A 23,342-nucleotide genomic window follows, 5' to 3' on the forward strand; every position below is an offset into this window, starting at 1 on the left:
AAATGATATTAATTTAGGAACAATAATGAGCTACTTACTTTTACACTCCAGTACGGATGGGCAAACTAAAAAAATTATTCTAAAAATGGCGGAGCAACTGAGAAACTCAGGTCGTGAATGTGATATTCGTGATTTAAATACTGACCAACAGCTTAATTTATCAGGCTACGATAAAGTATTAGTAGGGGCATCCATTCGTTATGGGCATTTTAATAAAAAACTACAACGCTTCGTGCTTTCTCATCAAAATCAATTGAACTCAATGAAGACGGGTTTTTTTGCTGTAAATTTGACGGCAAGAAAAGAAGGCAAGGATACGGTAGAAACCAACGCATATACGCGAAAATTTTTAGAAGCATGTCCTTGGAAGCCTACATTGAAGTCTGTTTTTGCCGGAGCGCTGTTTTATCCACGTTATACATGGTTTGATAGAATGATGATTCGTCTAATAATGAAAATGACAGATGGCCCAACCGATCCAAAAACAGAGATTGAATATACTAACTGGGAAAAGGTTGCTGAATTCACAGTTGAATTTGATGATTTGTAGTTCACAATTTCAACAAAACGTAGTTATTTTGTGTGATTTGTTTAATAAATCATCGCTTGATGAAATAAATCAAAAAAACACTTGCGAGAATTTTTCGACTCCCTATAATGCGCATCCGTTGTCACGACAAACCGGTTCGAAGAAAACTTCGTAACCCAGTGATAACAGAGGTGAGAAAGAAAAAAGTTGAAAATAAACTCTTGACTTTCTAAATAAAAAACGTAATATACGACACCTCGCGACAACGACCTCGAAGTCGAAAATCAAAAGATTTAGTCGCAACGCTCTTTAACAATTTATCAGACAATCTGTGTGGGCACTCACAGGACACTATCAAAAAAATATTTGATTTTAAGTCTTGAAGAGTGACTAACACGTTAATTCATATATATGAACTAATAGGTAATTTGGTTTCTTCGGAAATCAAACGACAGTAAACATTCTTTGAGCATCAAGCTTTTTAATTGAAGAGTTTGATCATGGCTCAGATTGAACGCTGGCGGCAGGCCTAACACATGCAAGTCGAGCGGTAACAGGGGAAGCTTGCTTCTCGCTGACGAGCGGCGGACGGGTGAGTAATGTATGGGGATCTGCCCGATAGAGGGGGATAACTACTGGAAACGGTAGCTAATACCGCATAATCTCTCAGGAGCAAAGCAGGGGAACTTCGGTCCTTGCGCTATCGGATGAACCCATATGGGATTAGCTAGTAGGTGGGGTAATGGCTCACCTAGGCGACGATCCCTAGCTGGTCTGAGAGGATGATCAGCCACACTGGGACTGAGACACGGCCCAGACTCCTACGGGAGGCAGCAGTGGGGAATATTGCACAATGGGCGCAAGCCTGATGCAGCCATGCCGCGTGTATGAAGAAGGCCCTAGGGTTGTAAAGTACTTTCAGTCGGGAGGAAGGCGTTGATGCTAATATCATCAACGATTGACGTTACCGACAGAAGAAGCACCGGCTAACTCCGTGCCAGCAGCCGCGGTAATACGGAGGGTGCAAGCGTTAATCGGAATTACTGGGCGTAAAGCGCACGCAGGCGGTTGATTAAGTTAGATGTGAAATCCCCGGGCTTAACCTGGGAATGGCATCTAAGACTGGTCAGCTAGAGTCTTGTAGAGGGGGGTAGAATTCCATGTGTAGCGGTGAAATGCGTAGAGATGTGGAGGAATACCGGTGGCGAAGGCGGCCCCCTGGACAAAGACTGACGCTCAGGTGCGAAAGCGTGGGGAGCAAACAGGATTAGATACCCTGGTAGTCCACGCTGTAAACGATGTCGATTTGAAGGTTGTTCCCTTGAGGAGTGGCTTTCGGAGCTAACGCGTTAAATCGACCGCCTGGGGAGTACGGCCGCAAGGTTAAAACTCAAATGAATTGACGGGGGCCCGCACAAGCGGTGGAGCATGTGGTTTAATTCGATGCAACGCGAAGAACCTTACCTACTCTTGACATCCAGAGAATTTAGCAGAGATGCTTTAGTGCCTTCGGGAACTCTGAGACAGGTGCTGCATGGCTGTCGTCAGCTCGTGTTGTGAAATGTTGGGTTAAGTCCCGCAACGAGCGCAACCCTTATCCTTTGTTGCCAGCGATTCGGTCGGGAACTCAAAGGAGACTGCCGGTGATAAACCGGAGGAAGGTGGGGATGACGTCAAGTCATCATGGCCCTTACGAGTAGGGCTACACACGTGCTACAATGGCGTATACAAAGAGAAGCGACCTCGCGAGAGCAAGCGGAACTCATAAAGTACGTCGTAGTCCGGATTGGAGTCTGCAACTCGACTCCATGAAGTCGGAATCGCTAGTAATCGTAGATCAGAATGCTACGGTGAATACGTTCCCGGGCCTTGTACACACCGCCCGTCACACCATGGGAGTGGGTTGCAAAAGAAGTAGGTAGCTTAACCTTCGGGAGGGCGCTTACCACTTTGTGATTCATGACTGGGGTGAAGTCGTAACAAGGTAACCGTAGGGGAACCTGCGGTTGGATCACCTCCTTACCATTGAAGTGTTTTTGTGAAGTGCTCACACAGATTGTCTGATAGAAAGTAGAGCAATGGCTTTACGTGGGAGACTTATTCGAGAGAATAGGACTTACATGAGATACCGCAGTAGTATGTGCAATATCTTGTGTCCCCTTCGTCTAGAGGCCTAGGACACCGCCCTTTCACGGCGGTAACAGGGGTTCGAATCCCCTAGGGGACGCCAATTGCGCCGATATCGAGTGAAAGACGATGTCCCCAATAATGATTAAGCCAATTACATTGTAGTTGGTTTAACAATTATGCTCTTTAACAATCTGGAACAAGCTGAAAATTGAAAACAACGCACATTGTTTATCGCTTAAACAATGTGAGAGTCTCTCAAAAATCTCAACTTGAATAGTGTACTTTAAACTATCGAGTCGACGAGCGACATGAGTTCAAGGCAGCCCGCGCACAGCAAGCGCAGCGTACTTAACGTACGTGAGCATTGCGCGCACGGACTAACGCCGAAATCATGAAGCACAGTCACTCGCTGTAAAAAGACACCTTCGGGTTGTGAGGTTAAGCGACTAAGCGTACACGGTGGATGCCTAGGCAATCAGAGGCGATGAAGGACGTGCTAATCTGCGATAAGCGTCGGTAAGGTGATATGAACCGTGATAACCGACGATTTCCGAATGGGGAAACCCAGTGCAATCCGTTGCACTATCGTTTGATGAATACATAGTCAAACGAAGCGAACCGGGGGAACTGAAACATCTCAGTACCCCGAGGAAAAGAAATCAACCGAGATTCCCCTAGTAGCGGCGAGCGAACGGGGAGCAGCCCAGAGTCTTAATCAGCATTAGCATCAGGAGAACGGTCTGGAAAGGCCGGCAGTAAAGGGTGATAGCCCCGTATCCGAAGGTGTTAGTGTTGTGAACTCGACGAGTAGGGCGGGACACGTGTTATCCTGTCTGAATATGGGGGGACCATCCTCCAAGGCTAAATACTCCTGATTGACCGATAGTGAACCAGTACCGTGAGGGAAAGGCGAAAAGAACCCCGGCGAGGGGAGTGAAATAGAACCTGAAACCGTGTACGTACAAGCAGTGGGAGCCCCACCACCAAAGCATTTTCTGGTGTTGAGGACAACTTTAAAGTGACATTCAACACGCGTTGGCGGAGCGTTTTTTGCGACGCCCAACACACAAAACAAGCAGTGAATGTGCTTTGGGGTGGGGTGACTGCGTACCTTTTGTATAATGGGTCAGCGACTTATATTCTGTAGCAAGGTTAACCGTATAGGGGAGCCGTAGGGAAACCGAGTCTTAACTGGGCGAATAAGTTGCAGGGTATAGACCCGAAACCCGGTGATCTAGCCATGGGCAGGTTGAAGGTTGGGTAACACTAACTGGAGGACCGAACCGACTAATGTTGAAAAATTAGCGGATGACTTGTGGCTGGGGGTGAAAGGCCAATCAAACCGGGAGATAGCTGGTTCTCCCCGAAAGCTATTTAGGTAGCGCCTCGTGAACTCATCTTCGGGGGTAGAGCACTGTTTCGACTAGGGGGTCATCCCGACTTACCAACTCGATGCAAACTACGAATACCGAAGAATGTTATCACGGGAGACACACGGCGGGTGCTAACGTTCGTCGTGAAGAGGGAAACAACCCAGACCGCCAGCTAAGGTCCCAAAGTCATAGTTAAGTGGGAAACGAAGTGGGAAGGCTCAGACAGCCAGGATGTTGGCTTAGAAGCAGCCATCATTTAAAGAAAGCGTAATAGCTCACTGGTCGAGTCGGCCTGCGCGGAAGATGTAACGGGGCTAAACTATGCACCGAAGCTGCGGCAGCGATATGTAAATATTGTTGGGTAGGGGAGCGTTCTGTAAGCCTGTGAAGGTGTACTGCGAGGTATGCTGGAGGTATCAGAAGTGCGAATGCTGACATAAGTAACGATAATGCGGGTGAAAAACCCGCACGCCGGAAGACCAAGGGTTCCTGTCCAACGTTAATCGGGGCAGGGTGAGTCGACCCCTAAGACGAGGCAGAAATGCGTAGTCGATGGGAAACGGGTTAATATTCCCGTACTGGTGATAATTGCGATGGGGGGACGGAGAAGGCTAGGCTATCCGGGCGACGGTTGTCCCGGTTTAAGGATGTAGGCAGGTGAATTAGGCAAATCCGGTTCACTACATGCTGAGGTCCGATGACGAGTCACTACGGTGATGAAGTAGCTCATGCCCCGCTTCCAGGAAAAGCCTCTAAGCTCTAGATTATCATTAATCGTACCCCAAACCGACACAGGTGGTCAGGTAGAGAATACTCAGGCGCTTGAGAGAACTCGGGTGAAGGAACTAGGCAAAATGGTGCCGTAACTTCGGGAGAAGGCACGCTGGCGCTAGGTGAAGTCCCTCGCGGATGGAGCTGAAGCCAGTCGCAGATACCAGCTGGCTGCAACTGTTTATTAAAAACACAGCACTGTGCAAACACGAAAGTGGACGTATACGGTGTGACGCCTGCCCGGTGCTGGAAGGTTAATTGATGGGGTTATCCGTAAGGAGAAGCTCTTGATCGAAGCCCCAGTAAACGGCGGCCGTAACTATAACGGTCCTAAGGTAGCGAAATTCCTTGTCGGGTAAGTTCCGACCTGCACGAATGGCGTAATGATGGCCAGGCTGTCTCCACCCGAGACTCAGTGAAATTGAACTCGCTGTGAAGATGCAGTGTACCCGCGGCAAGACGGAAAGACCCCGTGAACCTTTACTATAGCTTGACACTGAACATTGAGCCTTGATGTGTAGGATAGGTGGGAGGCTTTGAAGTGTGGACGCCAGTCTGCATGGAGCCAACCTTGAAATACCACCCTTTAATGTTTGATGTTCTAACGTAGCCCCGTTATCCGGGGTGCGGACAGTGTCTGGTGGGTAGTTTGACTGGGGCGGTCTCCTCCCAAAGAGTAACGGAGGAGCACGAAGGTTGGCTAAGCATGGTCGGACATCATGCGGTTAGTGTAAAGGCATAAGCCAGCTTGACTGCGAGAGTGACGGCTCGAGCAGGTACGAAAGTAGGTCTTAGTGATCCGGTGGTTCTGAATGGAAGGGCCATCGCTCAACGGATAAAAGGTACTCCGGGGATAACAGGCTGATACCGCCCAAGAGTTCATATCGACGGCGGTGTTTGGCACCTCGATGTCGGCTCATCACATCCTGGGGCTGAAGTAGGTCCCAAGGGTACGGCTGTTCGCCGTTTAAAGTGGTACGCGAGCTGGGTTTAGAACGTCGTGAGACAGTTCGGTCCCTATCTGCCGTGGGCGTTGGAAGATTGAAAGGGGCTGCTCCTAGTACGAGAGGACCGGAGTGGACGCACCACTGGTGTTCGGGTTGTCATGCCAATGGCATTGCCCGGTAGCTAAGTGCGGAAGAGATAACCGCTGAAAGCATCTAAGCGGGAAACTTGCCTTGAGATGAGTCTTCCCTGACTCTTTAAGGGTCCTAAAGGAACGTTTAAGACTAAGACGTTGATAGGTTGGGTGTGTAAGCGTAGCGATACGTTGAGCTAACCAATACTAATGAACCGTGAGGCTTAACCTGACAACACCGAAGGTGTTTTAGAGAGATTATGTTGATTCAATAAGCGTGAGAAGCCGAGAGGTGAAGGACACAGCAGCTTGTTCGAGATTGATGTTCTGGTTTAGTGCACGAAAGTGAGATTAAACGGGAACACACAGAATTTGTCTGGCGGCAATAGCGCGGTGGTCCCACCTGACCCCATGCCGAACTCAGCAGTGAAACGCCGTAGCGCCGATGGTAGTGTGGGGTCTCCCCATGTGAGAGTAGGGAACTGCCAGACATTCAATTAGTGAGAAAGCCACCCATTGGGTGGCTTTTTTGCGTTTGGGGGAAACTAACTAATTGTTGATGTTAGCGTTGAAGCCCCTTAATGTCCTAACTTCCCAACTTCCTAACTTCCCAACTTCCCAACTTCCCAACTTCCCAACTTCCCAACTTCCCAACTTCCCAACTTCCCAACTTCCCAACTTCTTTCTTCTTTTAACGACTCGCTTAATTTATTTGATGTTATTCCTCTTCGTAGAGTCATTAGTCATAAATATAACTATCGCTAATGGAAGCTCACGATGCAAAGTAGTGAGTAACAACTCACTTCTATTTGAGCTGCAAAGAGGATGGGGAGTTAAGAGGGAAGAATTAAATCAACGCGTTGCACTCTGAGTATTCAGGGGGGAATGCGATTGAGGGGATAAGGTAGTGAGTAATAGCTCACTTATTATAGGATTAAAAATATATCGGGTAAAAGAAGGAATAAAATATAGTGAATAAGGCCGCAGTAAGTTTTAAGTGATTACTTACTATAGAAATATACCAGTAAAGTTTATTAATAATGTAATTATATTCAATGAATAAATAATAATGACAATATTTAGTATTGAAAATAATTCAATGGAAAAGATTAGTTAGCCTACGTTGAGAATTGAGATTAAACTAGCACTATTTATTTATATGAAACTGATAATTAAATTATTTTCTCATCTATAATATATCTTTATGATATGTAATATTATATAAATTTTTTTATGATTTGAATGGTGTCTTAAAAATTAAAATATTACAAACTCATTTATTTAAAATATTTAATAAAGGAAATTCTTCCAATATTTTTTTAAACCATGGTGTAAATATTTCAGGCGTAAGAACGATCTCTTGTTTTAATTGAGGAAGACTTACCCACCGTATAGATGAAACTTCATCCCTATTTGGTTGAATATATTGATTGTAATAACCAATAAAAATATGGTCATATTCATGTTCAATTAAGCCTCCCTGAACATCAGCTTTATAAATTAAGGAACCCACATATGTTAATGGGGTGACAAAGCCTAGCTCCTCTTGAAGCCTACGTTCAGCAGCTTTCTGAGTATCCTCATTAGGTTTAGGGTGACTACAGCAAGAATTTGCCCATTGCCCTGCTGAATGATATTTATGAAGTGCCCGTTGTTGAATTAATAGCTCATTTTGCTCATTAAAGATAAATACTGAAAATGCTCGATGTAGATAACCGAGTTGATGTGCCAATAATTTTGACATAACACCAACAGGTTCATCATGTTCATTAACTAAAATTAATTCATCTTCCATTTATACTATTTTCCATCATAAAAATTATTACACTAGTTTAGTATAATTAAAAATATAAGTTTGCATATTAGAGCTGTTTATTAGTTAACATGATTTTTTCAAAGCTCACAGCTATCATAAGCTTATATAGCTGTGAGATTAAAAATTATTTTTGTTGTAACACCCAAACAGCGGCTTCAACCCTTGATTTTAAATTGAGCTTTTTAAGTAAATGTTTAACATGTACTTTTACTGTGCTTTCTGCGATATCTAGTTTACGAGCTATCATTTTATTTGATAAGCCTTGTGATATCAGCTCTAGAATATCGGCTTCCCTTGGTGTTAATGAAGTTATATTATTATCATCCTGTGTGGTATTGTCTCTGAGTGATTCAGCAAGTACAGATGCTAATGTTGGGCTAACAACTAACTTACCGCTAGCGGCTTCTTTTAGGGCGACTATAAGCTCTTCAGGCTCCATATCTTTAAGCAAATAGCCATCAGCACCTCTTTTTAGTGCATTGACTAAATCATCACTATAATTAGAAACAGTAAAAAGAATAATCCTACCGGATAGTTCTCGCTTTCTAAGTTCATCAAGAGTTTCAAAACCATTCATTCCAGGCATGTTGAGATCCAGTAAAATAAGATCAGGATCTTGCTCTTCAGCGATCTGTATACCTGTTTTACCATCTCCTGCTTCACCGATAACTTGTAATGAAGATTCCAAACTAATCAATTGTTTGACTCCATTTCTTAGCATCGGATGATCATCAATAAGTAGAATGGTTGATTTTTCGTTTACTATATTTGTATTTTCCATAGATGATTTTCCGGTATGTTAAGCGTCAGATAAAGGAAAGGTAACTTTTACCTCTGTTCCACCTTGAGGCCTAGGTGTAATACAACAATTACCATTAAGGCTTAATGCTCTTTCTCTCATAATAATAAGCCCATAATGATTAAGTTTATCAGTGTTTGACGTGATCCCTGCACCATCGTCGATAATGGTAATAGTAACAATACCATCATACTGGTTTAATGAAACCTCAGCCGATGTTGCATTAGCATGTTTTAGAATATTAGTTAATGCTTCTCGGACGATTTGTATAATATGAATAGATTGGTGTGGTGAAATACTCTTTGCGGGTAGGTCGTAGTTTAAGGTTACTGTATACCCCATACGTTCGCTAAATTCATTAATGGTACTTTCTAATGAGGGAAGTAGGCCAGGTTCCATTAATTTAAGCCTAAATGTGGTTAATAGCTCTCTCAGTTGGCTATATGCGGTATTAATTTCGCTGCGCATTTCTGTTAAAAGCTGTTGAGGTTTTTCTGGTAATGGCTCAGGCTGTAATTGCAGATAGCTAATTTGCATTTTCAAACAAGATAAAGACTGAGCGATAGAGTCATGAAGCTCGCGTGCAATTGCAGAGCGTTCATCCATGATAAGCAACTGTTGTTGTTGTTCTATTTGGTGCTCCATCGCGAGCATACCAGAGATTTGTTTTGCTAGAACAGAAACGAGGTTGTTTTGTTCGTCTGAAAGTATTTGATTATCTTCAATCTCACCAATAATAACGCCATAACGATGCATATTGTCTGATAAATCCCATTGTAAGCTGAGAGGTTTATCGATTGAAATTTGTTGTTTTAGCTTCGTTGTCTTCGCTTCAGATAATCCGGTTGAATAGCAACATATTTCATGAAAATAAGCTTCATTACTCTCTTCATACAACCGTAAACTTAGATTTTTGAGTATGGTAATGTTTTCTAGTTCAATAAGGACTTTTTGTAATCGCAAATAGAGGGGATCTGATGAATGAAGAATTTGGTTTGATTGATATAAATAAGATAACACTTTATTTTTTGTGATTAAATCTGCAGTTTTTTCTGCAACTCTTTCTTCAAGTTGATGATAGCTTAGCGCTAATTCATCTGACATTTGATTCAGCGTTTCTCCTAATGCGTTTAACTCATCTTGCCTATTATTTTTAGGGTAGCGTTGGCTAAAATCTTTTCGCCCAATCGCATTGACCATTGATAATAATTTAACCCATGGGTAATAAATTTTTCTTCTTAAGTGCCAGATGGTTCCCATAAGTAATAAGAATACTAAGCTAATAAAAATCAGTTGTGTCATAGCTACATAAGCAATCTTTCTTTCTGTTTTCTCATCAATATTATGAACCAATTCATCAAGTTTACTTACAAATGATATAACTTCGTACCTTGCATCGTTAGGCGTATTTGCTTCCATTAATGAAGGTCGTAAGATATGTAACCAGTAATTATAGAGCTCATCAAATTGAGGCGTTAAGCTTTCAATTTTTACAACTTGGGTCAGTTCTGGGCTAATGAGGTCAGATTCTAATGCGTCGAGATAACGCTGATTTTGAGTGTTCAGAGGGACGAGAGAAAGCAATCTGTAGCTCTGCATTCGTAGTGAACCTGATTTATTTATTGCGTGAGCATTACCTTGTACACTTATAATCATTCGATTAGAAATCGTCATCCCAATAATTCCTAAGATCGCAATAAGTAGCATAAGGCCGATCACTTGGTTAATAATTGAAAATCGACGATACAGTGTGGGCATGTGTCACTTCCTTAAAGAGTCGCGCTAGCGAACTTAAAATGCATAGTTCTAGTATTGTTCATAAAGGGGCGAACATTAAATATACTACTTTGGTAGTAATTTTCTGGTGTTATAACAAAATAGAAAATAGAAAATAAAATTTCTCTTTAAGTTTTGTACTTTTATTTATTGATATATAAGATTAAATTTGGTTTAGTCTGGAATGGGGATACGTATTATAGCTTAAATTAAAGATGAATTTCCTTTGATTTAGATCAGTTTAAATATCGATGAAAATCAATGTGTAAAATAATATACACCGAAAAATGTTACTGAAAAACTATCGAATGGCAGGAAGAAAGATAGCTCTAATCGATAGAGCTATCTTTTTGTTTTAGGCTTTTTTAAATTTTTTGAATAGTGAGATTATCGAGACAAGGATTAGGCCGGTTACTAGCCCAAAACATAAATTAATTATAGTCGGTAAGACAAACTGCATAGTACTACCAATGATAGGTGTTAAGGTTGCGGTAAATGATATTTCGGTAATCCATTCTGAAATATAGCTGATACCGTGCGTTAGGATACCTCCACCGACCATAAACATCGCAGCTGTTCCTACAATAGATAATGTTTTCATGAGATAAGGAGTCGCATAAATTAAGGCATTACCACATTTTTTTAATAAAGAAGAGGTTTTCTTCTGTAAATAAAAGCCTAAGTCATCTAATTTCACAATACCTGCAACTAAGCCATACACACCGACAGTCATCACGATAGCAATGATAGAGAGTACGGCTACTTGGTTGATAAAAGAGGTAGTGGAAACAATGCCGAGTGTGATGGCAATAATTTCAGCTGATAAAACAAAATCGGTACGAATAGCTCCTTTGATTTTTTTACTTTCAAATTCCTTAAGTTCTTCTGCTGATAATTGCAATTGGTGTTGGGGAGTAGAATCTTTTGCATTAGAATGCAATAGCTTATGAGTGATTTTTTCTGCTCCTTCAAAACAAAGATAGGCTCCACCAATCATGAGTAGAGGTGTGATAGCCCAAGGGATAAACGCACTGATTAACAACGCTAAAGGAACAAGTATTAATTTATTAACAAATGACCCTTTAGCGACGGCCCAAACAACAGGAATTTCCCTCTCTGCACGAACGCCTGTGACTTGCTGGGCGTTTAGTGCGAGGTCATCACCTAAAACTCCGGATGTTTTTTTGGCAGCCATTTTTGTCATGACGGAAACATCGTCTAGTACAGCGGCAATATCATCAAGTAATGTGAGTAAGCTACTTCCAGCCACAAGAATATCCTCAATATTTTTTAAGGTGTCATTAATGTTTATTAGGTCAATTAATGGATAATTAGTTCATTACAATATAAATCATACTTACAAATAAGATAATTCCATTGCAGATTGATAAATCTGAATTTTAAATTATTAAATTTTTATGACAATGGAACCAATGTGATTTTTTCTTTTCTAACTTATTAATTTTAGTGAAGTAACATGAAGTGACATATTGCTATCTGCTACTTTGCTTTATATTTGGTTTAATTATTTAGCTTATGAATAATTTTTAATAGATTGGTATAGGGTTAATACATGTCTTCTCAGCCAGTTTTGAGTATTGTCGTTGCTGTATATAATGGTGAAAAATTTCTACCTCAGTTTTTTGATAGCTTAATCGCGCAAAAGTTAGAAAATTGGGAGTTGATCGTTGTTAATGATGGTTCTAAAGATAAAAGTGAAGACATCATTAAGTCTTACGCAGATAAATTTGTACATTTAAAAGTGCTTTATCAAGAGAACCAAGGCGTATCAGTTGCCCGTAATACGGGGATGGTAGAGGCTACGGGAAAATATATTACATTCCCTGATATTGACGATGAAATTAGCCCTCAAATGTATGGGCGTTTATTAGAAATAGCATTATCAAATGACCTCGATGTTGCAACCTGTAATGGAACTTATGTTTATACTAATGGTGATGCACCAAAGGCAATTTTCCCACCGAATAAAGTCCCGTCAACTGGGGTAATTTCAGGCCCTGAATGGCTTGAAATTGGCTTAAGTTCACGCAAGTTTCTGCATGTAACTTGGCTGAATTTATATCGTTTGGACATGTTGCGCCAACACAAATTTTTCTTTGAGCCTAAGTTACATCATCAAGACATTCCTTGGACGACGGAAGTCTTACTCGTGGCGAAGCGCGTGCAATTTATTAATGAACAATACTACCGATATTTAATCCATAACCAATCTGTTTCGCATTCATTAAGTGGTGATGAACGCTCTGTCCGCAAGATAAAAACGTATTTGAAGATTATTGATATGCTGCTAAATATTTACCAGCGTTATCCTGAACAAGTTAAACAGGCACCAGCTTGCTTATGGCAGGTAGGAAAGGAAGGTTTGGGGGTGATTCAAGCGCTATTAGCCATTAAATCACCCGATGTACAGAAGGAAATGGTACAACTATTTTTTGATAAGGGTTATTGGCAAATAGTGTGGGCGCATGCAACAACAGTAAAATTAAAATGGCGATTAATTAGACGCTACACTAAGTTAAAAGAAATTATCAAATCATAATCTTCTGAAAAGGTAGCTGTTTTTATAGGCTACCTTTTTGTTTTTATTTTTCTAGTTGCTTTAGAGAAGCAATAAACATATCCCATAACTGAGGGTTATTTAATGTTGTGGCGACTTGTGTGTGGCAATCTGCTTTAGCTGGATGGCGAAAGTCAGTCACTGTCATACCTGTTGTTAGAGCGCCTTGTAGCTCGATATCAATTGGAGCCTTAATCGTTTCCATTATGGATGGGTCGATAACATAAGCAACAGCGCATAGGTCGTGAACCGGGGCGTGGTCAGTATAGCCATTACGTCTACGGTAACCTGCCGTGTAGTAATTTAGAGATTCAACAACAAAGTCACTTACAGGTGTATTTAACGCTGCAATTGCTTCCATTATTTGGTCGTCTGGCCTTGCTTGGTGTGTAAGGTCTAACCCAATCATAGTGATAGGCCAAGTTTCATTAAACACGATATGAGCAGCTTCAGGGTCTATAAGGATATTGAATTCGGCGACTGCAGTACGGTTGCCCGTATGGTAGCCTCCTCCCATTAAAACAACTTCTTTTACTAATTCTACAATTTCAGGTGCTTTCCTCACGGCTAAAGCAATATTTGTGAGTCCTCCGATAGGTACGAGAGTAACCGTTTTAGAGGGATGTGACTTCAGCGTATCAATAATTAAGTCCACAGCGTGTCGTTGGTCAATAGGTAATTTGGGTTCAGGGAGGTGAGTGCCGTCCAGTCCTGTTGTTCCATGAACTTCTGGGGCAGTCTGTATTGTTCTCACTAATGGCCTAGAGCAACCAGCAGCGATAGGGATATCATTTGCACTAACGAATTCCATAATTGCGCGTGCATTATAAGTAACTTTGTCTAAAGTTTGGTTTCCGACAACCGTCGTTACCGCAAGTAACTCTACATTTGAATTGCCTAATGCTAAGAAAATTGCCATTGCATCATCATGGCCAGGGTCACAATCGATAATAATTTTATTGCTAGACATTATTTCTCCTTTTATTAGGTTATTTACTTTTAATTAACATAATATATGGATAAATTTATTTTTATGTGATGTAAGTTCTATTTTTATGAATACTAATGTAATGAAATTATTCATTAGGGTTACTAATATAGAGTGATGTGATTAACATATTAATAACAATCGTGTTGAGTTTATAAAGATAATGTGTTCTTTATGAAGTTTTAAGCAATATAAATGAAGCCGCCTAGAGGGGGTTTATTAATTAGTTAATAATTGTGGAGGCAGAATGGAGAACTATCTGGAAAAATTACCTGATGTCATTGATTCTGTTGCAACTAACCAGTTTTATCCTAATTTATTATCATGGTTATCTTCACTTATTGCATTCGATAATGCGATTGTTTACTCCTTTGAAAAAGGAGCTCCACCCCGATTTCTTTCCAAAGTAGAGCGCCGTAATAGCGATAGTATTAACAGAATCTATCAACGAGGTGCTTATTTAATGGATCCATTCTACCAAGAAATCCAAAAGGGAGGCGCTTCCAAAGTATTAACACTAAAAGAACTCGCACCTAAAGGATTTTATCATACAGATTATTATCTCAATTTTTATCGTAAGACAGGGTGGTGTGATGAAGCTGGGTTGTTATTAGATATTTCAACTGACAGGCAATTAGGCATTTTTTTTGGTAATGAAGATAGGCCTTTTTTCTCGGGAAAATATACGCAAGCGCCCCTTAAAGACGCCTTCGATATCATTCGTAGTATGGTGAAACTTCATAAAGATGTTTCTCCTTCTTCGGTGTCGAACCACCATCAAAATACTGATATGCAAACACGATTTGGGCTGACACCAAGAGAGTGTGAAGTTGTCGAATTAATCTTAGCAGGTAAAGGTTCACCACAAATTGCACAGATGCTTTTCATTAGTTTAGGAACAGTGAAAAATCATCGTAAAAATATCTATCAAAAACTAAATATTAATTCACAGGTTGAATTATTTAACTTATTAATGAATAGGTTAAGCTAAGTATAATGTGTTTTTATATTTATTTTAACCTAATGATTTAATAGCATTTTATAGCTTGTTATCTTTTTTATTGCTGCATTATTTTTTTTATTTTTGTCTAGATGATTTGTATGAACTAAAATTAAATTAATAATCATTATTATTAATATGAGAATGGTTTATTAATTATTTGATTTTTAGATTGTTTTTTTATTTTTTTAAAATTTTATTATTATTTAAATATTCTACTTGCGTCACAATTGTTAACTTTATGTTTCGAATGTCCCTAAAGGGCTATGTAATTGTTAATGTAAGGTTAAGATAATCGAGTTATCGAAAGATACTAAATAGGGTATCCATAATGAATAACCAAGTAGAATCATTGACTTACTATGCAGCAACTAAAAAGTATGACTTACGTTTTCCTACGCTAAAGGAAGATCTTGATGTTGATGTGGTGATTATTGGTGGTGGTTTTTCTGGGATCCATACTGCGCTTGAGCTGTGTGAGAAAGGGATTACCAATATCGCTATTTTGGAAGGACGGCACCTTGGCTACGGTGGTTCAGGGCGTAATGGCGGGCAAGTAATGGCGGGCATTGGCCATGATATCGATGCAATCAAAAAATATGTCGGGCCAGAGGGTTTAGAAACGATTTTTAAACTCAGTAATATGGGCGCAGGGATCATGCGTGATCGTATCGCTAAATATGATATTGATGCAGATTTTTGCCGTGGTTACGCATACTTAGGTAGTAATAAGCGCCAAGAAAAAACCTTACGCAGTTGGCTAAAAGATTTTAAGTCAGTTGATCCTGATGAAGAAATTGAGTTTTACAGTGGCTCAGAACTAAAACAGATTATTGGTTCTGATGCTTATACCTGTGGGATCAAACACATGGGTGGCGGGCATGTTCATTCATTGAATTTATTATTGGGTGAAGCGAAAGCGATTAGTGAAATATATGGCGCTAAAATATTTGAAAATAGCCAAGTATTAAATGTGGAATATGGTAATACCATCAAAGTCAGAACTGCGATGGGAACAGTTAAAGCACAGAAAATGCTGTGGGCTTGCGATTCATTTTTAAATGGCCTTGAGCCGACGATTTACCCTAAAACTATTAATACTTACGCATATCAATTAATGACGGAAGAGCTACCTGATGAATTAATCGAGCGAATTAGCCCAATTCGTGGTGCTTATAGTGATATTCGTCCTGTAATAGATTACTACCGGGTGACGAATGAGAATCGCCTATTATTTGGCAGTTCCACTCATTTTCTTGAATATATTCCGTCTGATCTTAAAGCATGGAATCGTAATTTAATGCTAAAAGTCTTTCCTTACCTCAAAGACGTCAAAATTGAATTAGCTTGGGGTGGACCAATGGCATGTAGTGCAAATTTATTTCCACAAATTGGTTCATTACCACAACACAAAAATGTGTTTTATGCACAGGGCTATTCAGGTTTTGGTGTTACGCCAAGCCAGATTGTGTGCAAAGTTCTTGCTGAAGGGATGGTGGAAGGTTCTCATCGTTATGACTTAATGAGTTCTATCCCGCACGCCAATATTATTGGTAAAGATAGTCTGCGTAATGTGATTGTTTCGTTGGCAAAAATAATGCATCAGATATCCGGTTATTGGCAAGGTCGTCGCTAATTCGTTATCCACCTAATTAGTTTATTAAAATCGATTAAAGGTAAAAATTATGATTAGTCCATTACTGTTAAATAAACCACTACCTGAGTTATTGAATGTTGGTAGCGTGACAAATTTAGGCTCTGTGGTTGTTGAAGGCGATCCTCAAGCGAGTGTTGCAATGATCCACGGTGAACCAACGGATAACCTGACCTGCGGTATTTTTGCTTGTACTAAAGGCAAGTTCAAAATGGTATATCCATTTGATGAAATGGCGACAGTCCACGAAGGTTCGGTGAAGTTAACGGATGTGAAAACCGGTGTGACGGTTGAATACCATAAAGGCGATACCTGGTTTGCCGCGAAAGGTACCGAAGTTTTATGGGAAATTGATACACCACGCTTCGTAAAACATTACTTAGCTTGTGTAAATGCCTAATTAATTTCTATTGAGTGGAGTGATAACAATGAGCGAGTTAACCCTATTACCAGAAGTCAGTGAGTTTTTGAAGCGTCAGCACGGTCATTTTATCAACGGGTTACCGGTTTCTGGCAAAGGCGATACTTTTTTTGATGTTGTTAACCCAGCCACTGAACAGGTTATTGCTAAAGTAAAAGAAGGAACTTTAGCGGAAGTTGATGCCGCAATGGATGCGGCTCATGCTGCATTTAAAGGAGTTTGGGCAAACACGACACCAATGGAAAGAGGGAATTGCTTAAACCGCCTTGCTGACTTGCTTGAAAAGCACCTTGAAGAATTAGCCCAGTTAGAGACGTTATGCTCAGGTAAAACCATTCAATTATCTCGTTTTCTTGAAGTGGGGTCATCTGCGCAGTTTTTGCGTTATTTTGCCGGTTGGGCGACTAAAATCAGCGGGGAAACATTGAATGTTTCATTGCCTTCTTTTAATGGTGAGAAATATTCTGCATTTACCCAGCGTGAACCTGTTGGTGTTGTGGCTGGTATTATTCCTTGGAACTTTTCTATTATGATTTCCATTTGGAAATTAGCGGCTGCTTTAACATGTGGCTGTACGATTGTGTTGAAACCAAGTGAATTTACTCCACTAACTATGCTAAGAGTGGTGGAATTGGCAAAAGAGGCGGGAATTCCTGACGGTGTAATTAATATCGTAAATGGTGGTGGTCGTGAAGTTGGGCCAGCACTGATTCATCATCCACTTTGTTCTAAAGTGACATTTACGGGGTCTGTACCGACTGGGCTGGCGGTAGGGCGTTCAGCAATGGAAGGTAAATTAACCCGAGTAACACTGGAGCTTGGTGGGAAAAATGGTGCTGCATTCTTAGCTGACCTTCCGGTTGAAAAAATTGTTAATGGGATTATTGAAGCGGGGTATCTAAATCAAGGGCAAATTTGCGCGGCTGCTGAGCGGTTCTATATTCCATCTAAATTGATGGATGAAGTATTAGCGCAACTAAAAACGCGTTTGTCTGCGATGAAAGTCGGTTCTCCATTGGATGAAACAACCGAGATGGGGCCGCTGGCCAATAAAGCGCATTACGAAAAAATCTTAGGTTTGTTTGAAAAAGCTCGCCAAGAGGGTAGTGAAATTATTTATGGTGGCCAACCCGTTGCAGGCGCTGGGTACTTTGTGCCTCCAACCATTATTCGTGCTAATAGCCCAGATGATGTATTGATGAAAGAGGAAACATTTGGGCCAATAGGGACTTTCTTGAGTTACGATGACGAAGAAGAACTTATTGAGATGATGAATAGCACTCCGTTTGGTTTAGCTGCGAGTTTATGGACAAATGATCTTAGTAAAGCAATGCGTATGATTTCACGCATTGAAGCGGGAACGGTATGGGTGAATATGCATACCTTCCTTGACCCCGCAGTGCCATTTGGTGGCATTAAGTCATCAGGTATTGGTCGTGAATTTGGTAGTGCCTTTATTGAGTATTACACAGAGTTAAAGTCTGTCATGGTGCGTTATTAGTGTTCAATTTATATTCAATTAATCAACATTTCCCGGCCATCGTGCCGGGTTTTTTATATTTGATAGATACTATGGCTTATTAATCAATTCAAAGACAAAGCTATTGTGGATGTTCATCCACGGCGGGTGGTCGTTAGATTTACTGTCATTTTTCTTGGTGAATGATAAACCCGGATGAAACAAGCTCGGTTCGGTTAGTCACATTTGCTTTAGTGAAGATATTGCGTAAGTGAGTCTTCACTGTTGATAGCGAAACCCCCAGTAATAATGCAATTCGCTTATTGCTCGCGCCTTCTCGTACTAAATGGATAATTTCTTGTTCTTTGGGGGTATAAGCCACTAAGGAATCAGGTAGTACATCAAATGTCATCAGCTCAGCGACAGGTAAAATAGTATTTAATCGCATGATTTCTTGTTGGCTAAATGGGCTGTCTCGCAGCACCGAAATCCCCGCAATAATTTTATTTTTACGACGAATAAATATTTCCGCCATATCAGTCATGTTATTTGGCTGCATAAAATCATGGAAAAAAGCTTGATTCTGCTGGCGTATTTCAGAATCCATTCTCACTAAGCGTAAATCATCGCTGCGAAAATGGTCAGGGTGTAAAGGATCTAATTGGTGAAAATAAGCGAGATACTCTTCATGCATTTTTGCCGGTATCCCGTGAAGAACGTAGTTATCTGGTTGGCAATGATCATTCACGAGGTAATACACCAATGCAGAAACCGGAATAATATGCGCAATGGTATTTAGGCAGCAATCAATCAATGTTTGTTGATGAGGCTCGAATAATGGTGAATTCATCATATTCCCTTGTGTACTAATCGAATTATTATCATGCCTCTTAATGAATTTAACATAAAATAAACATATTAATAACGTGAAGTTGATAGCAGTATTTAAAACTCATGAAAACCTCATGAATATTGATTTGCTGCTTTTTGGTATCTTTAGAAAGATATTTATTAATATATTAACAAGTGGTTTGTTTGTTACATATTGATATTACTTTAATTATTTTTTTTGTTTTTAAAAATATGGGTACTTTTCGCGAGCTATACTTTATTTCCCCTCTCTCTGGGTATCGTCCTTTAGAACGATAGCAGTGGATTTAAGCTTATTTCTATAGTGGATATGAAACCACTTTATTTTTACAAAAAATTCACATTAATAGCTAGGTAGAGAGTGAGAGGGAAGCAAGATGAATTTATCCTCAAAATTGTCGACACATTTAGAAAAAGGGAAAGTTGGCTTTCCGACCACCTTGGCGAGTTCTGCTGGTTTGATTATGGCCAGTCCTGTTATTTTAACCGTCACGAGTGGATTCGGCATCGGTGGCGATACGTTTGCCTTAGCGGTGCTACTCAGTTTCATCATGATGCAAGCTCAGTTAACTACATTTTCGGAGGCTGCGGCCATTCTCCCAACGTCAGGCTCAGTATATGACTATATCTCTTGTGGGATGGGACGCTTTTGGGCGATAACAGGTGCGCTTTCGGCTTACTTGATTGTGCATGTGTTTGCAGGAACTGCCGAAACTATTCTGTCAGGGATTATGGCTCTCGTTAATTTTGAGCATCTCAACACGGTCTTAGAGACCAGTAACTCATCTTGGATGGTTGGTGTTGGGTTGGTTGTCACGTTTGGTATCTTAAATGCATTTGGTATTGAAGCCTTTGGTAAGGTCGAGGTTGTACTGACATTTGCCATGTGGTCCACGTTAGTAATTTTTAGTGTGAGTGGTTTGTTGTTGCCATTTCATGTGGATATGGACGGCTGGTTTGGTCAGCCACTCAATACGGACCCAACACTAATACTGAGCTTTGTTGGTATGGCAATGTTCATGTTTGTTGGTTGTGAGCTAGTAACCCCAATGGCTCCTGAAATTAAAAATTCCGCGAAAGTGATTCCCCGTGCGATGACAACAGGTTTATTTTGTGTCGCACTCTGTATGGTGTTATTCGGTGCAGCGCTAGCGAACCAAGTGGAAAATGTGGTCGTTGACCCGCTGACAGGTACGCGTTTACTTGAAACACCGATGGCAATCCCTGCATTCGCCGAAATTGTTATGGGTGAGTTTGGTAAATACTGGATAGGTATCGCGTTATTACTGGCTGGTGGAGCGACCATCAATACGTTAATGGCAGCGGTTCCTCGCATTCTTTATGGAATGGCTCTTGATGGGGCATTACCACGCATCTTTGCTTATTTGCACCCTCGTTTTAAAACTCCAGTATTCGGTATTTTAGTAGCTGTGATGATCCCATGTTTGCACGCTTTTGCTATTCAAGGCGACCTTGATCGTATCATTCCATTGGTACTGGCGGCGGTGTGTTCTTGGGGTACGGCTTACTTGCTGGTAACGATTTCAGTAGTGTTATTGCGTATTCGTCGACCTGACTTACATCGAGCCTATCGTTCGCCTTTTTTCCCTATACCGCAAATTATTTCGAGTGTCGGGATTATTTTAGCGATTGTGTATATCACTCCACCAGGCATGAATAAATCGGATATCTATATTCCTTTTGCCATTATGTTAGGTTTAACAGCCGGATATGCATTAATTTGGACCGTTTTTGTACAGAAAGTGAACCCATTTAAACCTGTGGATGTTGAATACGTTTTATCTAATTCCTTCGCTGATGAAGAAATGGAAGGAGGCCAACTTGAGCCATTACGTAACCTCGCCTAAACCGTCTTTGTGGAAGAAAATCGGTAAGTTTACCCAGCAACGTTTGCCTGCCGGATATCAAACAGGATTGACTCTTAACCGTGTTGAGAAGGACATGGCGCCTTATCCATGTGAGTGGGGGGCACCCGGAGTGCTTCATGTGCAGCCTCAACCCGAATTAACGATTGAGGTGACTGAACGGCCAAGAAAATTGTTTCTCGCTTTTATTGTGTATAGCCGTTTTGCGGTATCTGGCCAATGTACAGATAGTATCAATGCAAAAATTGAAGTAAAAACCCGTGGGACTATAAAGAAGAAGCATATCCATTTTGTTTCGAAGCAGATGGATGGGCAGAAAGTTATTGAATGGCTGAATGAGTACCCAATTATTAGGCAAACATTAGAAGAGCTGGAATTTAATCATTGCGAGATAGAGTTTAGCCGAGGACGTTGGCGTTGTGAAATTGAGCCTTACACGGCATCAGAAATGGTGAGCCGCATTCCCGCGACTCGCCGTTATTTGAGATTAATAAAAAAACAACGCTATTATTTATTGAGTGCGCTGCAGTTAATTAACCAACTGGTGGAAAAACGTGCTGTGAGCCATTGAGTTTAAAAGAGTTTTTTGATAGTAATAATTATTATCAATTGACTCACTGGAATTTGATGTGAAATCTTTGCCTCTTTTAGGTTGTATGTTGTTTTCTTCTGCGGTGATGGCAACACACGCTGACTGTATACGTTTATCTGAGCTTTCCTTTGCTGAAGGGGTACATGATAGCGAAGGTCATAGCTGCTTATCTTTTGAAGTATCGCAGCAAGATTTTATAAAACAACGCGGTGAAGGTCTTTCCAAGGTTCTATTATTGGATTCCAATAAACAGCCAGTGCGTGCATTGCAAGAGTACGGTTCAGTACAAGAACCTCATAGTGCGGATTATTTAGTATCAAAAAATGGGGTTTATTATTTAGCGTTGAATGGTGAGCCGGGTAAACCTTGGCAATTAAAGTTTGATGTCACCCAGTACCAGCCTTTAGCCATTAAAAAGGATAATGAACCGGTTACTCCTAAGCTGCAAAGTTTATTGGATGAATATTATCAAAATGGTGATACAAGCGCATTTTGGCAAGCCGTTGCCGCGCAAGGAACGCCACTGGTTGAAGATTTTTCAAATAGACAAAAACGGGTGACATTCCTTTGGCGTGGCGCGAAAGCAAACGCCTATATTTTAGGTGCGCCGTCAGGTAGTCACGAAAGAATGGCCCATTTGGCGGGAACGGATATTTGGTATCGTTCTTTTATCATCCCTAATGATACGTTATCGCAATATAAAATTGCACCTGATATCCCTTCTGTACCGGAAGGCGGTTTTGCTCAACGTAAAGCAATTCTAGTCACCGCGCAGTCTGACCCATATAATTCTCACGTTATTCCTTCCCTAAATGTCGATAAATATAACCGTTTTTCGTTGTTATCATTGGCACCGAACATACGCCAGTGTCACTTTCCTGATGTAGAAAATCGGCAGATTAAAGGCCGTTTAGAGACTTTTACGTTGGTGAGTCAAATATTAAAAAACGAAAGAAAAATAACGGTTTATCAGCCTAATGTACCAATGGAATCACCGGCGTTATTGTTGCTATTGGATGGGCAAATTTACCTGCAAAACTATCAAATGGAGAAATTCTTTGATAAGTGGATGAATCAGGGGAGTTTTCCAGCTATGAATATTATATTTGTTGATAGCATAAATTCAGAGCGTCGTGGGGATGAACTTCCCCCAAATGATGCCTTTCCTAAGTTGCTGGCAGATGAGCTTATGCCTCAATTAGCACAAATGGGAATTCAAGCGCCTGCAAGCCATACGATTATTGCGGGTTCCAGTTATGGTGGGATTGGCGCGACATGGAATGCATTACAACATCCTGAAATCTTCGGTAATGTTATCAGTATGTCAGGATCTTATTGGTGGGCTCCAAAAGATAAAGACCCTGAGTGGTTAATTCGTGAAATCGAAATTATACCAACGCAACCTATCCGTTTTTTCCTTGAGGCCGGCTTATTCGAACAACGCGGTAGTTGGGGGGGAATTATTCAGAACCACTACCGATTACTGGATGTTCTAAAACACAAAGGTTATCAAGTTGATGCTATTGAGTTACCTAGCGGGCACGACTATGTTTCTTGGTGTGAAACGCTTTATGAGGGAACAAATCAACTTGTGTCACAATGGTAAATAGCCATAACACTGA

15 protein-coding genes, 1 tRNA gene and 3 rRNA genes are annotated in these 23,342 nt (G+C 40.8%); 13 read left to right on the plus strand and 6 right to left on the minus strand.

The window, feature by feature from the left end; genetic code table 11:
• Positions 1 to 25 precede the first annotated feature (25 nt).
• The 5 genes from hemG to rrf all read left to right on the plus strand — a co-directional run bounded on the left by hemG (position 26) and on the right by rrf (position 6,372).
• Positions 26 to 550 (plus strand): menaquinone-dependent protoporphyrinogen IX dehydrogenase, encoded by a 525-nt coding sequence (gene hemG, locus FVA69_RS02635; protein WP_164528362.1) that lies wholly within the window; start codon positions 26 to 28, stop codon positions 548 to 550.
• 461 nt (positions 551 to 1,011) lie between these two features.
• A 16S ribosomal RNA gene (locus tag FVA69_RS02640) occupies positions 1,012 to 2,551 on the plus strand.
• A gap of 132 nt (positions 2,552 to 2,683) precedes the next feature.
• Positions 2,684 to 2,759: transfer RNA gene (locus FVA69_RS02645), tRNA-Glu, on the plus strand.
• 336 nt (positions 2,760 to 3,095) lie between these two features.
• Positions 3,096 to 6,113 (plus strand): 23S ribosomal RNA (locus tag FVA69_RS02650).
• Between the two features lie 143 nt (positions 6,114 to 6,256).
• A 5S ribosomal RNA gene (gene rrf, locus FVA69_RS02655) occupies positions 6,257 to 6,372 on the plus strand.
• The 16S, 23S and 5S rRNA genes sit together here with 1 tRNA gene alongside, the layout of an rRNA operon.
• A 782-nt stretch (positions 6,373 to 7,154) precedes the next feature.
• On the opposite strand, the gene idi is transcribed toward rrf, so the two are convergent.
• The 4 genes from idi to FVA69_RS02675 all read right to left on the minus strand — a co-directional run bounded on the left by idi (position 7,155) and on the right by FVA69_RS02675 (position 11,542).
• Positions 7,155 to 7,676, minus strand: a complete 522-nt coding sequence (idi, locus tag FVA69_RS02660) for an isopentenyl-diphosphate Delta-isomerase (protein ID WP_004914838.1) — start codon at positions 7,674 to 7,676, stop codon at positions 7,155 to 7,157.
• 145 nt (positions 7,677 to 7,821) lie between these two features.
• Positions 7,822 to 8,478 (minus strand): two-component system response regulator NarL, encoded by a 657-nt coding sequence (gene narL / locus FVA69_RS02665; RefSeq protein WP_004914835.1) that lies wholly within the window; start codon positions 8,476 to 8,478, stop codon positions 7,822 to 7,824.
• Positions 8,479 to 8,496: 18 nt separating this feature from the next.
• Positions 8,497 to 10,254 (minus strand): nitrate/nitrite two-component system sensor histidine kinase NarX, encoded by a 1,758-nt coding sequence (gene narX, locus FVA69_RS02670; RefSeq protein WP_004914834.1) that lies wholly within the window; start codon positions 10,252 to 10,254, stop codon positions 8,497 to 8,499.
• Between the two features lie 373 nt (positions 10,255 to 10,627).
• Positions 10,628 to 11,542 carry a DUF808 domain-containing protein gene (locus FVA69_RS02675; protein WP_109911823.1) on the minus strand — a complete coding sequence of 305 codons (915 nt, stop codon included), beginning with the start codon at positions 11,540 to 11,542 and terminating at the stop codon, positions 10,628 to 10,630.
• A gap of 303 nt (positions 11,543 to 11,845) precedes the next feature.
• Between FVA69_RS02675 and FVA69_RS02680 the strand changes: the two genes are divergently transcribed.
• Entirely contained in the window at positions 11,846 to 12,832 is a 987-nt protein-coding gene (locus FVA69_RS02680) for a glycosyltransferase (protein ID WP_004914830.1), read from the plus strand.
• 43 nt (positions 12,833 to 12,875) lie between these two features.
• Here FVA69_RS02680 and FVA69_RS02685 read toward each other — a convergent pair whose 3' ends face one another.
• Positions 12,876 to 13,820: a nucleoside hydrolase gene (locus tag FVA69_RS02685; RefSeq protein ID WP_004914829.1), complete on the minus strand. Its 945-nt coding sequence runs from the start codon at positions 13,818 to 13,820 to the stop codon at positions 12,876 to 12,878.
• 265 nt (positions 13,821 to 14,085) lie between these two features.
• On the opposite strand from FVA69_RS02685, the gene FVA69_RS02690 reads away from it, so the two are divergent.
• The 4 genes from FVA69_RS02690 (at position 14,086) to FVA69_RS02705 (ending at position 18,414) form a co-directional block, all read left to right on the plus strand.
• Entirely contained in the window at positions 14,086 to 14,829 is a 744-nt protein-coding gene (locus tag FVA69_RS02690) for a helix-turn-helix transcriptional regulator (RefSeq protein WP_109911824.1), read from the plus strand.
• A gap of 340 nt (positions 14,830 to 15,169) precedes the next feature.
• A complete protein-coding gene (locus FVA69_RS02695; protein ID WP_164528363.1) occupies positions 15,170 to 16,474 on the plus strand; it encodes an NAD(P)/FAD-dependent oxidoreductase in 1,305 nt (434 codons plus the stop codon).
• Between the two features lie 49 nt (positions 16,475 to 16,523).
• A complete protein-coding gene (locus tag FVA69_RS02700) occupies positions 16,524 to 16,892 on the plus strand; it encodes a cupin domain-containing protein (RefSeq protein ID WP_109911826.1) in 369 nt (122 codons plus the stop codon).
• 28 nt (positions 16,893 to 16,920) lie between these two features.
• Positions 16,921 to 18,414, plus strand: coding sequence for an aldehyde dehydrogenase family protein (locus FVA69_RS02705; RefSeq protein ID WP_123382522.1), 1,494 nt, complete (start codon positions 16,921 to 16,923; stop codon positions 18,412 to 18,414).
• A gap of 145 nt (positions 18,415 to 18,559) precedes the next feature.
• Here FVA69_RS02705 and FVA69_RS02710 read toward each other — a convergent pair whose 3' ends face one another.
• On the minus strand, positions 18,560 to 19,222 hold the full coding sequence (locus FVA69_RS02710) for a helix-turn-helix domain-containing protein (protein WP_109911828.1): 663 nt from the start codon (positions 19,220 to 19,222) through the stop codon (positions 18,560 to 18,562).
• Positions 19,223 to 19,619: 397 nt separating this feature from the next.
• Between FVA69_RS02710 and FVA69_RS02715 the strand changes: the two genes are divergently transcribed.
• Genes FVA69_RS02715 through FVA69_RS02725 form a run of 3 tightly spaced genes read left to right on the plus strand, consistent with a single transcriptional unit; the run spans position 19,620 to position 23,326 of the window.
• A complete protein-coding gene (locus tag FVA69_RS02715) occupies positions 19,620 to 21,110 on the plus strand; it encodes an APC family permease (protein ID WP_004914823.1) in 1,491 nt (496 codons plus the stop codon).
• Positions 21,085 to 21,699 (plus strand): DUF3156 family protein, encoded by a 615-nt coding sequence (locus FVA69_RS02720; protein ID WP_042851671.1) that lies wholly within the window; start codon positions 21,085 to 21,087, stop codon positions 21,697 to 21,699. The genes FVA69_RS02715 and FVA69_RS02720 overlap by 26 nt, the downstream gene beginning before the upstream one ends.
• A gap of 58 nt (positions 21,700 to 21,757) precedes the next feature.
• Positions 21,758 to 23,326: an alpha/beta hydrolase-fold protein gene (locus FVA69_RS02725; protein WP_241254167.1), complete on the plus strand. Its 1,569-nt coding sequence runs from the start codon at positions 21,758 to 21,760 to the stop codon at positions 23,324 to 23,326.
• Positions 23,327 to 23,342 lie beyond the last annotated feature (16 nt).

The organism is Providencia sp. PROV004, from assembly GCF_011045615.1.
Taxonomy (GTDB): domain Bacteria; phylum Pseudomonadota; class Gammaproteobacteria; order Enterobacterales; family Enterobacteriaceae; genus Providencia; species Providencia rettgeri.

Bases quoted from the DNA above. Each gene is read 5' to 3' on its own strand.
- hemG (WP_164528362.1), top strand. From the start codon at position 26: ATGAGCTACTTACTTTTACACTCCAGTACGGATGGGCAAACTAAAAAA.
- idi (WP_004914838.1), bottom strand. From the start codon at position 7,676: ATGGAAGATGAATTAATTTTAGTTAATGAACATGATGAACCTGTTGGT.
- narL (WP_004914835.1), bottom strand. From the start codon at position 8,478: ATGGAAAATACAAATATAGTAAACGAAAAATCAACCATTCTACTTATT.
- narX (WP_004914834.1), bottom strand. From the start codon at position 10,254: ATGCCCACACTGTATCGTCGATTTTCAATTATTAACCAAGTGATCGGC.
- FVA69_RS02680 (WP_004914830.1), top strand. From the start codon at position 11,846: ATGTCTTCTCAGCCAGTTTTGAGTATTGTCGTTGCTGTATATAATGGT.
- FVA69_RS02685 (WP_004914829.1), bottom strand. From the start codon at position 13,820: ATGTCTAGCAATAAAATTATTATCGATTGTGACCCTGGCCATGATGAT.
- FVA69_RS02690 (WP_109911824.1), top strand. From the start codon at position 14,086: ATGGAGAACTATCTGGAAAAATTACCTGATGTCATTGATTCTGTTGCA.
- FVA69_RS02695 (WP_164528363.1), top strand. From the start codon at position 15,170: ATGAATAACCAAGTAGAATCATTGACTTACTATGCAGCAACTAAAAAG.
- FVA69_RS02700 (WP_109911826.1), top strand. From the start codon at position 16,524: ATGATTAGTCCATTACTGTTAAATAAACCACTACCTGAGTTATTGAAT.
- FVA69_RS02705 (WP_123382522.1), top strand. From the start codon at position 16,921: ATGAGCGAGTTAACCCTATTACCAGAAGTCAGTGAGTTTTTGAAGCGT.
- FVA69_RS02710 (WP_109911828.1), bottom strand. From the start codon at position 19,222: ATGAATTCACCATTATTCGAGCCTCATCAACAAACATTGATTGATTGC.
- FVA69_RS02715 (WP_004914823.1), top strand. From the start codon at position 19,620: ATGAATTTATCCTCAAAATTGTCGACACATTTAGAAAAAGGGAAAGTT.